The organism is Paramagnetospirillum magneticum AMB-1, assembly GCF_000009985.1.
Taxonomy (GTDB): Bacteria; Pseudomonadota; Alphaproteobacteria; order Rhodospirillales; family Magnetospirillaceae; genus Phaeospirillum; species Phaeospirillum magneticum.
On record NC_007626.1, the window covers coordinates 3,609,337 to 3,625,102 of the forward strand.

The 15,766-nt window shown below is 52.1% G+C and carries 8 protein-coding genes; 1 reads left to right on the forward strand and 7 read right to left on the reverse strand.

What is annotated here, in order from left to right:
- Nucleotides 1-35: 35 nt before the first annotated feature.
- The 5 genes from AMB_RS24635 to AMB_RS16840 form a co-directional block, all read right to left on the reverse strand.
- Entirely contained in the window at nucleotides 36-3,023 is a 2,988-nt protein-coding gene (locus tag AMB_RS24635; protein WP_083763547.1) for an ATP-binding protein, read from the reverse strand.
- A 42-nt stretch (nucleotides 3,024-3,065) separates the two neighbouring features.
- Nucleotides 3,066-4,556 carry a GAF domain-containing protein gene (locus AMB_RS16825; protein ID WP_043744962.1) on the reverse strand — a complete coding sequence of 497 codons (1,491 nt, stop codon included), beginning with the start codon at nucleotides 4,554-4,556 and terminating at the stop codon, nucleotides 3,066-3,068.
- Nucleotides 4,557-4,559: 3 nt separating this feature from the next.
- A complete protein-coding gene (locus AMB_RS23535) occupies nucleotides 4,560-9,092 on the reverse strand; it encodes an EAL domain-containing protein (protein WP_011385689.1) in 4,533 nt (1,510 codons plus the stop codon).
- Nucleotides 9,093-9,544: 452 nt separating this feature from the next.
- A complete protein-coding gene (locus AMB_RS25405) occupies nucleotides 9,545-10,786 on the reverse strand; it encodes a hypothetical protein (protein WP_148207462.1) in 1,242 nt (413 codons plus the stop codon).
- A gap of 170 nt (nucleotides 10,787-10,956) precedes the next feature.
- On the reverse strand, nucleotides 10,957-12,195 hold the full coding sequence (locus AMB_RS16840; protein WP_043744968.1) for a response regulator: 1,239 nt from the start codon (nucleotides 12,193-12,195) through the stop codon (nucleotides 10,957-10,959).
- Nucleotides 12,196-12,898: 703 nt separating this feature from the next.
- On the opposite strand from AMB_RS16840, the gene AMB_RS16845 reads away from it, so the two are divergent.
- The gene (locus AMB_RS16845) at nucleotides 12,899-14,104 is read left to right on the forward strand and encodes a GGDEF domain-containing protein (protein WP_011385692.1); all 1,206 of its coding nucleotides are present in this window, start codon (nucleotides 12,899-12,901) and stop codon (nucleotides 14,102-14,104) included.
- Nucleotides 14,105-14,204: 100 nt separating this feature from the next.
- On the opposite strand, the gene AMB_RS26545 is transcribed toward AMB_RS16845, so the two are convergent.
- The gene (locus AMB_RS26545; protein ID WP_231848870.1) at nucleotides 14,205-14,351 is read right to left on the reverse strand and encodes an ATP-binding protein; all 147 of its coding nucleotides are present in this window, start codon (nucleotides 14,349-14,351) and stop codon (nucleotides 14,205-14,207) included.
- Entirely contained in the window at nucleotides 14,318-15,598 is a 1,281-nt protein-coding gene (locus tag AMB_RS23540; RefSeq protein WP_050750748.1) for a sensor histidine kinase, read from the reverse strand. Before AMB_RS23540 ends, AMB_RS26545 begins: the two co-directional genes overlap by 34 nt.
- Nucleotides 15,599-15,766 lie beyond the last annotated feature (168 nt).

The following is a 15,766-nucleotide window of genomic DNA, read 5'->3' on the forward strand; positions in this document are numbered from 1 at the left end:
GGCTGTCTTCAACGATAACGGCGCGACGGACTGCATTATCCACGAGATTGATCTCCGTTAGAAAATTCCAAACCACTGCTCCCGACTGCGTCCTTAATTGAGGCCAAAAGCGGGAGAAACAGCCCTTCGAGGTTGTCAACCAAGCGCATCACTCTCGAGATGTCCGAAGCCTCTAACCCGGCCTCAATATCCTCTGTGATCCCCACAATTTCCTTGGCCTCAATCATACCGGCCAGTCCCTTGAAGGTATGCGCATCTCGTCCTGCAGTTTCAAAATCGCGATTGGCGATTGCCCGGCGGAGGCGGAGCACAATATCTCCTTGCTCTTGGACAAAGCTTTGAAGTGAGGAAAGGTAAAGCTTCTTCATTCCCGCGACGCGCCGCAAACCTGCACGAACATTTAAACCACGGATCTCAGAGGGCACGTGCAGATCGCGTCCCGACATGGCATTCATTCCTGCTGTCCCAAGAATGGATGCCTCAGCTAGGCCGGTGACCCAGTTTTGAATAACACCGTAGAGTTGCTCTGGCTGGAACGGCTTGCTCACAAAATCACTCATACCGGCAGCAAGGCATTCATCCTTATGCTCATTCATCGCATTGGCGGTCATGGCGACAATAGGCAAATCCAACAATTCCACATTTTCTCTGATTAGACGTGTCGCGGTAATGCCATCCATTCCAGGCATTCTGACATCCATCAGAACAATTTCATATTTCCCTGAGGCCGCTTTTTCTACAGCAGCAGCACCGTTTCCTACCACATCAACCAACATTCCTGCAGCCTCAAGCAAACCAACGGCAACCATCTGATTGGTAAGATCATCTTCTGCCAGAAGAACTTGCGCACCTTGCAATATGGAATGGTCTTGATGAGCAAAATTATTATGAATTTTTATGGGTGATAAAAATTTTGATGGGCAATCAACGCCATCCACAGCCCCTTGGAACTGCACCGTGAACCAGAAGGTACTTCCGCTCCCATATTGACTTTCAACTCCAGCCTGCCCCCCCATTAATTCCGCCAATTGCCGTGCAATTGCGAGCCCCAATCCGGTGCCGCCGAACTTTGCTGAGGTTGATGCTTCAGCCTGCTGAAAGGACTGGAATAGTGTGGCCTGCTGTTCCGGAGTGAGGCCACACCCGGTATCAGAAACCGCAAACCGCAACTTGGTCGGCGGCGCTGTCTTCCCCCCTTCAATCTGAACATCAACGTCAATTCCGCCTGAGCTTGTAAATTTTACCGCATTGCTCAGGTAATTCAGGAGTATCTGCCTGATCCGAAGTGGGTCTCCAATCACCCCACGTGGAACCTCTGAAGCGATTCGAACGTTAATAGGCAATCTTTTTTCAGAGGCTTGCGCAGCAACAACACTGATTGCCTCGTCGATGAGATTGGCCAGATCGAAGGGAGCCGCATCAATGACAACCTTACCTGCCTCAGCCTTAGAAAGATCAAGGATATCGTTGATGATTCCCAGCAAGCGTTGAGCAGACTGCTTAATTGACTGGATGTGGTGACGTTGCTTCGCAGGAAGTTCCCCACCTAGGGCTAAATGGGCCATTCCGATAATGCCGTTCATGGGAGTACGAATTTCGTGGCTCATATTGGCCAGGAAAAGTGACTTAGCCTTGTTAGCAGCCTCAGCCACACTTTTGCTTTCTCTAAGCTGGGCTTCAATTTCTTTGATTGCGGTTACATCAGAACCGGTTCCACGGTATCCGATAAACCCACATTCCTTATCGAATACCGGGACACCGCTGATGCGAAGATATTTTTTCCCACGGCCAGTATCGATGGCATAGTCAAAATCACGGAATGGACGCCGAGCGGATAAGTCACCCTGATGATCCACAAGAGACTCAGGAGCAATTTCAGATATTAGGTATTCCCTTGTTTTCCCAATTACCTCCTGGGGATCGAGACCAGTTACATATGAAAATCTTTCCGAGAACCAAGTGAATATGAGATTCTCATCCATTTCCCAATACCAATCCGACGATGACCGCGCAAAGTCAGAAAATCGGTCCCTACTATTTTGTACATTCATCTCCATAATTTTTCTTGATGTTATATTAGTATGAACAACGATTGCACCGGGCTCAACACCAGAAATTGGAGAAATATCCAGCTTAAACCAACGCTGCTCCGTCGGCGAGTGGCATGGATATTCCAGAGAAATCCCTGGTGACTGGCCAGTAATCACATCCATTAGAGTATGAAGGGTCAATTGTGGGGGGCATTCACTCGCCTCCATACCGCCGCATACAGACCCATAATATTCACCAATGCAAAATGTCGAGCTCCCACCATTCTCAATAGAAAACTTTCGCCACGCTTCATTGACGAGAGTTATCACCCCGTGACGATCAAGAACTGCGATATGCTGTGGCATGCAGTCGATAATCAAGGCAAGCTTATCGCGTGTGATCGCTAATTCAGCAGAATGTCGGTACGCAGTCTCCTCTGCAACTTTTCGGTCGGTAATGTCCATTACCGTAGTGAGGCACCGCCACCCCTCGCCCCACTCCGTCCCAAGGCGAACGCTTTTCAAGATGATTGGAACGGGTGCTTTTTGATGTGGCGCAAGCCGCGATTCTGTAGAGGCATTGCCATGCGCCCTCACCATGGAAAAGTGCCCATCCACCTCCTGGCGGACTTTTCCATCCACAAACATTCGGAATGGCATGCCAATGACATGGGCTCTGTCGTTTCCAATAAGTTTAAGGCCTGCAATGTTGACATCAATTATTGAAAGGCGGTCATCCAGCACAAAGTATCCCACTGGAGCACAGTCAAATAGATCGCGATTTTTGTTATTTTGCTTCTCAATGTCCTCGCGAGCCTGCTGAAGCTCATCATTCTGGGCTTTAAGCTCTTCCTCATGGACTCTTAAATTATGAAGAGTTTCTTCAAGAAGGCGCTGCCCCGCCCCGGGCCCGTCTGAAACAAGCCTGCGAAGCGCAAGGTCTTCTTCGTCCTGCATCTGCCGCTCTGCTTCGAGCTGTTGCTTGTCATTCATATTAACACCGCGCTTTATCGCGAGAGGACATTATTCCTAAGGTTATAACCATTGGAGCAATGTGTTTCTGAATCTAGCCGCAGTCATCCTCTCGTCATTAGTCCATGGACGGCTAAAGCCAGATTTGACCTCGATCCATTTTTCGAAAGATCGTCGGGGGGAGAGCATTACCACGCCTGCTTTTTCCACCACCGGCTTGTTTGGGTTTCCAGCCCAAGCGACTTCCTGGGCTAGAGCGGGCCTAAACCAATAAAAGCGCACCCATCCAGACCGCAAGGAGCGCGCCTTTATGGCGACCATGCCACTGACCACAGCAAGCAAGACAACTTGACCATGAAAAAAATCGTCTAGGTGATCTGAAATCACGACCGTGTCACGGCTTTCGTTCAGAAACCAATCGTCTATCAACCCCATACCATCTAGATCAGGGGCCTCACCGGTGATCACCACATCATTGCCTATGGCCATAGCAAACCCCTGTGCGGCCATAGCCTCCATCAACTGATCTTTCATCTTGTCGATGCCGTCTAGCGGGTCTTCGTGTTGCGCAAGAGCCTCAAGAATTTTCTCGATGCGCCGGTCGAGGCTATCCAGAGATTGAATGCGCCGTCCCGCAAAATGGGAGGTGAGACCAAGGCTGTAGGCATTAGTCAGAGAGACACATGCCGAACGTTGATCATGAGACAGGAGGTGAGGTTTGAGACTATGACAGGCGACAAGCCCCCACAGCTTGCCGGTAACTCTGATAGGCACCGAGAAAGAAGCTCCAACCCCCATATGATTGAGATATTCCAGATGAACCGGGGAAACGCTGCGCAGATCGGACCAAGCTAAATCCGCGGGAACATCCCCCAACCCGAGCAGCGGCACGGGCTGAGCTGTGGCGTCTGGGATCATTCGGCAAGGATTGAGGATATAGAGATTCCTGGCAATGGCAGGAATATCGCTGGCAGGAAACCGTAATCCTAAATAGCTTCCCAGTGCCTTCGTCGTTGCCTCTGAAATGACTTCACCCGACCAATCCTCTTGAAATCGGTAGATCATCACTCGGTCGTAGCCAGTCACCGTCTGAAAGGCTTGCACCAGCATATTGTGGTGCTCCATGACTTCGTCATCATCATAGGGAACAGACAGTAGTGGGGACTGCAGTTGTTGAACGGGGATGGGTGCACTCGGCGCGGCGCTTCGCTCTAGCTCGATAAGAATGAAATCGACGCCACGAACGGCCAACACGTCCAATCGCTCCCCCAAAAACTCTGCAACACTATCCACCCGAAGACGCTTCCCCGGCTGGTCCGGCAGGGCATTGAGGGATGCAACGGGCAGGAAGTTCAATGCCTCCAATTTTTGACCTAAAATTATTGCAGGATCAGTTCCGATAAAATCTGCAATATTTGATGATACGTGCGTTACCGTTCCCGACATTGAATCGATGCGGATCAACCCGCCAAAAGACTGGATTGCGCCAGACAAATTCAGCTGCTCGGACTCGCAGCGTTGTACTAGGGCTTCCAACATGGACAGCGTTGTCATGCATTACCTCTTGAGTGGCTTGCGGGAGGATTTCCCCCCAGTCTCAATCACCTTGGCGAACGCCTCTGGTGACAAGGGGCGATGGAACAAGTAACCCTGAACCATGTCACACCCCTCCTCCTTCAAGACGCCTAATTGCTCCTCGGATTCGACGCCTTCGGCCACCACTCGCATCCCTAATGCTCTGGACATATCGATGATTGCCTTCGCGATGGAGCGGTCGTCCCTCTCTAGGGCGATGCCGTCCACAAAACTGCGGTCAATCTTAAGCTCATGGATAGGCAGCTTTTTCAAATAGGACAGGGATGAATAGCCGGTGCCAAAGTCGTCGATGCTCACCTTCATCCCCATCCCGTCGAAGCTGGTCAGCATCTCCTTCACCATGTCTATTCGTTCCATCAGGGCGCTTTCAGTAAGCTCAATACCAATGAGCTCGGAGGAAATTCCTGAACTATCAAGCCATGATCCTACCTTAGCTGCGAATCCTGCATCCCGAAGCTGGTGTGCGGACACATTGATGGCAATACGGGGAACGGTAAGTCCCTTCTCTCTCCAATAGGCTATCTGCTCCAGCACCATGGTAAAGACGGTTTCACCGATTGCTCCAATCAGGCCGCAGCTTTCGGCGATTGGAATAAAATGGGCAGGTGATACCTCACCCAAAGTGGGATCGCGCCAACGCAGAAGTGCCTCGGCTCCGACCACCTCTCCCGTATGAATATCTACCTGCGGCTGGTAGCACATGCGAAAGCTTTTGGTCTCAAGCGCCAGTCGCAGCCCAGTTTCCAAGGTCAGGCGTTGCAGAGCGATCACCTTCATTTCATCGGCAAAAAACTGATATTGGTTCCTACCCCGCTCCTTGGCGCGATACATGGCAGTGTCGGCATGCTTCAGCAGGGTAAGACTATCCTGGCCATCATCGGGAAAGACGCTAATTCCAATGCTGGCAGAGACAAATAGGCTCTTATCGTTAATGCTGAAGGACGCCCCAAGAAAATCGACGATCCGGGCAGCCACGGAGTTGACTTTTTCGAGACTGACATCGGTCAAAACAGCAACAAACTCATCTCCACCCAACCTTGCCAGAGTGTCAGAATCTCTTACGCAATGCTTAAGACGCTCCGTCGCCTGCTTCAGAAGCTGATCACCCACATCATGCCCTAGGCTGTCATTGATCACTTTGAAGTTATCGAGATCAATGAAGAGGACCGCCAGCTTGGTTTTTTGCCGCTTGGCCTGTGCCACCGCGTGTTTCAGCCGATCCATCAACAAGCTTCGATTGGGAATCCCGGTCAACTCATCATGAGTTGCCAAAAACTCGATGCGTCGCTGCGAGCTCTTGATCGCGGAAATATCGCTGAAAATAGCCACGTAATTGACGACCGAACCGTTTTCATCACGGACCGAATTTACGGTCAGCCATTCCGGATAAATTTCGCCATTCTTGCGGCGATTAAAGATTTCGCCTTGCCAACACCCCTGCTCAATCAGGGAACGCCACATGGCATCATAGAAGTCTTTTCCGTGTTTCCCCGATTGCAGAAATCGTGGGTTTTTACCAATAACCTCTTGATGGCTATATCCTGTGATGCGGCAAAACGAGTCATTCACGGTTATGATATTGCCTGAGCTGTCCGTGATAGTGATTGCCTCTCCAGCACGATCAAAAACCTTGGCGGCTAGCCGCAATTGCTCTTCCGCATGATGTTTCATTGTGACGTCGGTCGACTGAGAGCAAACCGCACGGACCACGCCGTTGGAGTCAAAGATGGGAAAACGGACAGAGTCCAACCAAACCTTTGACGTGGGGAACACCATCTCCTCAAGATGCTGAATGGCGGAAAGCTGCCCCATCACTTCGAGGTCTCGACTCCTTAGCAATTGAGCGATGTCTCGACTGAAGAGCTGCTGGTCGGTCTTGCCAATCACTTCTTCCGCAGAGAGACCAAATAGCTCCTCAAACCTCATATTTATAAACTCATAGCGACCGGCCGCATCTTTTAGAGAAACGGCTGATGTTGAGTGGTTCATGATGGACAGAAGACGCTCTTGGCTTTCGCGTATTTGCTCCTGGGCCTCAACAAGATCAGTATGGTCTACAACAACTAGAACGACACTCTGTGGTGTTCCTGTCATGCTCATGGATGGCGTGACAAACACCTGAAATGTCCTTTTTCCAAACGTGATTTGGAAACTTTCCTTGCGTTGCTCGGTTAGAGCCGCAGTGAGGCTCTTATCGATGTTGTCGAGGAAAGCTGGTAGCTTGAGGCGTCCTATATGCATTCCGCTTGCTGAGAGTGGCAAGTCATAGGTCCTGACTGCAGCGCCATTGGCCCTCTTCAGGAAAAGCTCAGGGTCAAACACCATAATAGGAAAATCAATTGTGTTATAAACACCCTCAAAATCGCTATTAATCGCGGCAAGCTCGGCTGACTTTATCAGACTTTCTTCATTGACACTTACCAGCTCTTCATTTGTTGCCTGAAGTTCCTCATTGGAGGCCTCAAGCTCTTCATTGGACGCCTGCAACTCCTCATTAGATGCCTGGACTTCTTCATTAAGCGCCTGCATTTCCTCATTGGAGGCAGCCATTTCCTCCATCAAAGTTTGGAGGTGCTCTCGTGTCGATGCCAACTCATCGTCGGGGAAAACTTCAGCACCGTCTTGTGGCTCAGTTTCCTTGACGGCGTTAGCGGCATCGGCTTGTGCAGAACGTTCAAAAACTACCAAAAAAGTGTCTGCTTCAGCCAGTTCTCCCACTGGATGAACCGCCAACCGCCATACCTGTTTGTCCAAAGACGAAATCCGTCGCTTCCGACTATAGGAACTAGCCTGACGACGACGAGCGCGATGCATCGTGGTCAGGATTTCATTGGAAAACTCAGGAACTATTAATTGAGCGAGATTCATTTCCGGCGTTCCCGTCGGAAAATGGATAAATCGAGAAACCGGTCCGTGGCTATGCAATATCCGGCAACCTGAATCAATCAGCATTGCCGGTCCAAAATGGTCTGCAAGGGCATTCAGAAAAAGCCGCTCATTCGATCTGTCGGGATTTCTCGGCTCATGTCTTGGAACCTTTAGCTGTCCCCTTACCAGCTTTCCCATAGTGATAGGACGGCTCTGCCCCCGTGGACGGAAGATTCTGGCCCGCCGATCCACTGACGCAAACATGGCCTCCTGCTGGGTAACCGTTTCAGAGCGCCCAAGAAACAGCAGACCATCTTCGCGAAGCGAATAGCGCAGAATCGATAAAACCTTGGCTTGGAGATCAGAGTTGAAATAGATCATCACGTTGCGGCAGGTGACCAAATCCAGCCGCAGGAATGGCGGATCAACATTGACGTCCTGCCGTGCAAAGGTGACGCAGTCCCGAAGTTCCTTGGTCGGTTCAAATCCGTTGCCACAGGGAATAAAATACTTCGAAACATATTCTTGGGGCATTTCCGCCATGGCGGTCTGGTTATAGATACCCCGCCGAGCGACGCTCATTGCGTTGTTGTCGATGTCTGTCGCAAAAACCTGGAGACGGCTTCCAATGCCTCTCTCGGAAACTAATTCCGAAAACATGATTGCCAGCGAATAGGCTTCCTCGCCAGTGGCGCACCCGACCACCCAAACTCGGATTTCTTCACCAGGAAGTTTACGGCTCACAATCTCTCGGGCGTGCCTCTCCAAGGCGCGAAAGGCATCCTTGTCCCGAAAAAACTCTGTTACGGAAATCAACGTCTCTTTGGCCAGAGCATCGAGCTCGTCGGGATCGCTATCCGTCTTGCTCAAATATTCAGAGAGGGTTCCGGTATTGGTAGCAGCCATCCTTCGCTGTAAACGTCTCTGGACCGTGGACAGTTTGTAGCTGGAAAAGTCAATCTTAGTGCGCAGTCGAACGCGCTCAAACAGGTCTGATAGCTCAGCGGGCCGCTGTTCACCACTCTCAAGATTCGGCAGCATGCCTGGGAAGCGCACCAAACGCTCTAACTCGCGCCCAATCTGGTCTGGTGATACAATACGATCAGCCACACAGGCATCGATAGCCGAACGCGGCATGCCATCATATTTGGCGGTCTCGGGGATTTGGACAAAGGTAATCCCCCCCGCCGACTTGATTGCCCTCAACCCCCTCGTGCCATCTGATCCGGTGCCAGAAAGGATTATTCCAATGGCGCGCTCCTCAAATTCGTCGGCCATGGACTGAAAAAGTATATTGATCGAGGGCTTTGGAGAGATTTCAGGAGACGCCTGGCTGAGGACGAAACACTCGTCCTTGAAAACCAAATTTGTACCGGGCGGGATGATATATATGACGTCCGGTTGGGGGCGTTCGCCATCGGCGAGTTCACGAACCGGCAGTCGGGTTTCACGAGACAGAATGTCCGCCATCATGCTGCGATGCGTTGGCGACATGTGCTGGGCGATGACGTAAATGCAGCCAAGGTCCAGGGGCAGCCCCCCTACAAACTGGCTAAGGGCCTCCAATCCTCCGGCAGAGGCCCCAATTCCAATCACATGCGGCTTGCTGTCAACTTTTACATCCATGCAACTCAGCCTCTTACCGCAACAAATTCGCGTTTGATTTAAGATTCACCCCATAACCGAGCAAAACAATTTATGTAGCATCTTCTAATTTTTTAAACTTACAGACAACAAAGCACAAATATCCGACAAAATAACTTATATTTACCGACCTCTACCATCGCATATGTACATGAAAATATATATTCCATCAAGATTCTGCGATGCTCAAAATTGGGGAGTGTCATAGAAAGTGCCTTTTGTCAGGAGCCGGACACCCGGCAAACAGCGGCCCCAGACGCTTCTCATCGCGGGCTTCCGTCTGACGACGGCGGGGCACACGGTGAGGTCATACCGGAAACTAAGTTGAGTTACCCAGGCACTGCGCTTGACCTCTGTACATCCCGACCCGAGAATACCAATCAAAATTGGGACGCCCATTTCCCGCATGACCGCCCCATCAGAATGCCGACGATTTATCGGTTGGCGATTATTGCCGCTTTGGCCGCCTCCTCGCGGGCGCGACGAAGATTTGACTCAAGCAGCTTGACCTCGGCAACCCCATCCTGATTGAGAAACCGCATCAAATAAGGAACCCGATCCTCTCGATCCGCATGGTTCCGGCCCTTGTTGTGGGTGAACTTTTCAAGGAATGCGACGTCGATATTCGGGAAAGCAAAATAGGCAAGCATGACAAGAAACTCACCGGCTCGATCTGACAAGCGGTCAAACACCTCAAGCAGAGAGTCACGCAGGGCTCCCTCACGCGCCTTGTCTTGGTAGGAGCGCCGGTCCATCTCCTGCTCGTAAATTTGCCTCACCTTGACCCAGCTTCGCTCTAGAACCAGGGTGTCATATTCAAAAAGGAGAGAGCGAAATAGATCGAGTTCGCGGTTGCGCACGGTCGGCAAATCATAGAGGTCAGATTCCAGCAATGGCCGAAGTGACTGTAGCTCTTTGGAAGCGACTAGGACTTCCTTGGTTTCATTGCCTACCTTCTTGGTAACTTTCCGCTGGTATAGGGCTTCCCAGGCTCCATTCCAGCTCTGCCGTATGCGCTCAGCACTATTGGGATCGTTTTCGATAAAAGACCAAAGATCGACTGCTGTTGATGTTGCTGGATTCCATTTCCACGATGATCCGACAATGCTGACTGTGCGGCTTTTCATCATTGCGGGAACAATGTGTGCACGGACCACTGCCTCAAACTTCTCTGAAAAGTCCGGGGAGAGAGCAAAAGATGGCTTCAAAGTGCGTACGCACTCTGGGTTGCGGCGATGAAAGAAAGACAAAATTGATCGAGGACGCCAGCACATCGCGTCGGCAAAAATGTCCTCGAAGGAGGTGTGAGGCGGATAACTCGGTGCCTCAACCTCAATAATGGCTGTGGCCTCGACGACGCCCTCTAGGGTTGACGACCGAGCAAGCAGCATTTTGTGTTTCTCGGCGACAGCACGAAGTGTTTCCATGCTGAATTGGCGCAAAATAAGAAGCTTTTCTGGTGTGGTCGCGTTGTTTCCGCTTGCGTGATGCGTGAAGAACAGGCGGATCATCTCGTGCAAAGGCGCTTTGTGTTCGCAGCGAGGCAACCATGACTCGACCACGCGATCCAAAGCAGCGCGCAACTCGGCAGCATCTCTAGCAGCTTCGAGTTCCTCAACATGTGATGAAAACGGCGATGGGCAATTTTCTCTGCGCCCGGCACGATCAACCGGCATTTTTTCCTCTTGTCTCAGCCTGCGTCCCCCTTGGCCAGGCGATTACAGCCGTGCTTCACTAACATTTGATCTGGAGCCGCCCGTGGGGGCCGGTCACCGGACAGATCGCCATCGACAGGGCAAATTCAGACAAATTTTTATCACTGGGCTTGGATTTCTGGCCGACGGTATCAACCATTCTCTTTCAGAGACCGCATAACGTCTGCCTGACTCGCGGCAACCTGCAACTCATCATCCATGAACCGGCTATTGCCCAGGGGTTTGGTAGCGCAGCCCCTTTTACCTTGTGTCAATTCAACCAGAATGAAATTTCCCTCGGCCTCTTGGATCCGATGAACATCCCTCCAAGCCCTGCTAAGAGATTGTTTCATTCCATCCCCCAATTTTCGCGCCCCGCCCATGACCATAACGATTTCCTCAACCGCGCCAAGCCTTTCGGAAAGCGTCTCCGAACATCCAAGCGGAAACTCATTTCCCATTATGATGCGGTCAATATCGGAACTAACAATTTCAAGTCTATGCTGGGCAATGTCCGCCAAAACCTTTAGAAACGTGCCTTTGATGGCATCGAGTTTCTCAAGCAGGATATTCCCTTTCTGACCGTCTTGGGGATAGCTCAGATCGGCCAGCGAAAGCAAATTGACCAGCCTGTGAGCAGCTTCATGCAACCCTTCGCGCAACCGCTGCCGCGTCGAGGTATTGTCAGTCGATTGCATGTCCTGCCTCAGACGCTCGATGCTTGTCGCGATCTTGTTCACGCCATTAAGGATAGTGGCCTCCCGTGCAGACAGGGATGGGATCTCCTCAGCCCTTGGAAGGACTGGTCTCTGCCCATTATCCCTCATGGCCGGAGCAGACTGCACCCCTCTTGGCATCGACGAACCGGAAGGTGGATTCGGTGGTTTTGAATGTTGGCTATCTGTCGCCCGCCGACGCGGGCCGCTATATTTAGCGTTGCGGTTCTTCCCGCGCCGACAAGGGCCTCGATAATTATGGTGAGCAATAAACTCCCTACTGTCGGTCATGGCGCGAGTAAGGTTCTTCAACAGGCTCCGCGTACCGATAGGCAGCGTCATGACGCTGTTCGCCCCGGAATTGAGGATCATCGACAAATGGGCTGGGTCCATGTTTCCGGTTAGGTAGATTATCGGCACCGCCGCCGCTGGCCCGCGACAATCCCTTCGAATGCGTTTGACCACCTCCACCGAACCAGCAAACTCGGCTTCGGCGCAGATGACTGCGTCGTAGGCCGACTGGGAAAGCTCATAGATGGCGGCTTCTATGTCGTCGGCCTTCGCCACGTTGGGGAGGCCGATCTGATGCAGGGCGGTAACGATGAGTTGGCGAAGATTGCCAGCCTCGGCAATGACCAAACAGGATTTTCCAAAGAACGATAGGTTCAGCGTCATCACTGCCTTCAGGCTCGTGTCTTCTCAAGCCGCCAATGCGGACCGGGATCACCGCCAGCATGACGTCCCAGGTCATCGAAAGACCTAGGAAGGTCGGTAAGCGCAGCCCACGCAGCCTCTGCCTCGGCCACACTTGCGTCTGCATTGTCTGAGATGCCACGCACTAGCTCCAGAACAGCAACATCAGCATCATTTGCGGGCTGGCAGGTGTTTCTCCGAGCATTCATGTCAGGCATGTCGTGTTTCCGGCGACGGTGGATCGAGAAGCCTTTAGAAAGTGGCAGGTTCTGCGTAAATTAGAACAAGAGCCACGCCTTGCTGTGACTGCAACGGCGTTGAAAAACTGTGGTTATGCAGCCGATATATGCGGACCCCCATAGTGACTAGGCCGCCTGACCCAAAAGCAATCGTGTTGGCCGAGCGATATGGCTGTCGAGACCCTCGCTCGGCCTAGCTACAGCCCCTTGATTGGCGACAACAAGTTGCGGCTAAGTCAAATTTAGCACGTCCTTGATCACAAGTGTCGAGTCCAGCTTCGTGATAATTTGTTCCATCACGTGACGGGAATTTAGCGAAGGGTTCGGAACGCGTCGGCGGCTTGGCCCATTGGTCTCGTGGCAAGCAGTCTGGGGCACCCTTTGCCCTCGAACGCTCTCCTTGCCACTCCATTGATCGTAATACCTAGCTCGCGTAGGCTGTTCGGATGATCAATATCCAGCAGCACCTTTCCTCAATAATCCGCGACACCGGCTTCACCCGTGTCAGGCAATTAGTCATTTCATCTGACCATCCTCCTTACCTGACGCGGCATCGCGCCGAAACCATTGCCTCACGTATACGAATAGTCGCCAGTGCCTTCTCTCTTCTGACCCTGGCATGGATCGCCCTCGACCGCTTGGTGCTGCCTTGGCCAAGCTGGGGCTGGCTGGCCGGGTTGAGGTTGTTTGCGTCGCTCGTTTTCATCGTACTTGCCGTCGCATCCCATCGCGGGGTGACGCTGAAGCGGGCCTTGTTTTTGCTGGCAGTACTTCTGGCGTTGCCGTTGGCCCTTTTTCTGGCCGCTCAGTTCTCGCTGTCGGGACTGCCACTTGATAATGCTGCCGCAATCGATGCGCGCCTCTATGCTGCCCTACCGATCATCATCGTCGCCGGTCTGGGGGTTATGCCACTGACTGTGGCCGAAGGACTGGCATACGCACTGCCTGTTATCGTGGCGGCGACGCTCGGCCCGATTCTGGCCAATGGGATCGACTGGGTTGGTCAGCTGTCCACCATGTGGGTGTTGGGTATGATCTTGGGGGTCTATCTTCTGGAGAGCATGATCCAGCTCCACTACATGATCAGACTACTCCAGCGCGCCAGCCACGACCCGCTCACCAATGTCTTCACCCGCCACAGCGGCAACGAAATCATCGACACACAATTCCGACTGTCATGCCAGCGGGATGCTCCTTTCGCCGTGGCCTTCCTCGATCTTGATAACTTCAAGAGCGTAAACGATGCCCATGGTCATGAGGCTGGGGACTGGGTGCTCAAGAACGCAGTCACCAACCTTACCCGGCTGCTGCGCAGTTCGGACACCATCATCCGTTGGGGTGGCGAGGAGTTCGTGGTGGTCCTCGGCAGCGCCTCCGCTGAAGGCCAGCGGATCGCCATCCAACGCATCGTGAACGAGTGGCTGGGCACTCGCCCCGACGGCCAACCAGTGACTGCGAGCATCGGTGTCGCCGAACGCATCGCCGATAATGCCCAAGACTGGCCAGCACTGATTGAACTGGCCGACGCCCGCATGTATCAGGCCAAGATGTCGGGCAAGGCTCAAGGCATCATGAGCGCGGACGAGGTGATCGTTCCTAACATAACGCCACACGCCGCCCCGCAGTCTTCGGCAGACCGTTTAAACGTCTGAGATAGGTCAGCCTGAGCTGTAGCCGACCGCTCTACCCAGACACCCGTCGTTCACGGCGAAGAGCCCCCATGTGCTACAACCGGTCGTCCTTGGGAAGCGATCAGGATTGGTCCGCACCATCCTTGAGCGTGAAGAAGAACGTCGTGCCTTCGCCCAGCTCAGACTCTAGCCAAATCTCGCCGCCGAAACGGTGGACAATTCGCCGACAAAGTGTCAGGCCGATGCCAGTGCCATCCTTGTAGGACATAGGGTCAAGACGCTGAAATATATCTCGAAGATCTTGCCGTGATATTGCGACTCAATACCAATGCCGTTATCGGATACAGCAAAGCGCCAGTCGTTGCTGGGCATACGTTCCGCACTCACCGAAAGCACCGGCCTGCGGTCTGGCGCACTATACTTGATGGCGTTACTGAGTAGGTTCTGAAACAAACTGACGAGATGGGTCTGATCGGCGATAACCGTCGGCAAATCACCGACTGTAACCTCTGCTCCGGATGAATGCAGGTCCAGTTCAAGATTTTTCAAAGCCCGTGCTATGGCATCCCCAGCAGGTATCGGTCTTAAAAGCTCCAACTGTTGCGATGTTCGGGAAAATGCCAAAAGATCGTGAATCAAATTGGTCATGTGCTTCCCGCCTTCAGCGATAAAGCGAAGGAAATCGTCAGCATCTGAGTCAATTTTCCCTCTATATCGATGCTCAAGCAGCTGGGCGTATCGAACCATATTACTTAGTGGAGTCTGTAGATCGTGTGATGCAACATAGGCAAATTGCTCAAGGTCAGCGTTTGACTGCTCCAATATCATATTTTTATCATTTAGCGCATTTTGGGCCTGATTTTTTTCGTCGATCAAACGTTCGTTAACCATCAAGATAAACGAAATGATCCAGCCGATGACAAAGATGATCTGCTCGAACACTACAGATGCGTTGATCGCTGTCAGCGAATAGATGTCCTTAACCCTGTCGCTGGGATTAGACAGAGCCGCGCTGACAAGGAATGAAATCGACAGGAAGAGCAAGAATGCTGACGCAGCCAGATACGAAGTCATCCTGGTCTTACGAAATTCTGAGATGGTCACAGTGAAGGCCCATAGGGATGTCACAGAGTAGACCAGTAGATAGCATAAGAGTCGCATCTTAAAATTGTCATCAATAAAAAAATAATAAGCGTATTCAGAGCCGTAAATGGCCAAGCCACCCAGTAGCAAGCGCCAGTCAGCCCTTCTTCCTGTGAACTGTAAAAGACCAAAAAGAACCAGCGCATATCCACAAAATATGGCCACATTCCCTGCGACAAATGAAAGCCATCCGGGCAGTACAGCTCGCAATGCTATAGCCCCGAAGCCGAAAGCGAAAAATGAATTAGACAGGGCAACAGCCAGGACGCCGTTGATGGCCCTGTTGTTGATGAATAGGAACCACGCAAAGGCGCTCGCCAAAACTGACGCTCCGCCAAGGACGAAGAACAAGGTGGATATGTCGAGTTTCACCCGTCACCCCCCCGCATACAGAAACGAGAGTCAGGAAAATTGATTTCGTCATGAGACGACCTATTGGGGGACACGCGACAAATCACGCAGCCCCTACCGGACCCAGACCGCCACCACACCAGCGATAGCGGCAGCCACTGCCAGCCATGCAAACCAAGGCTTGGGGCG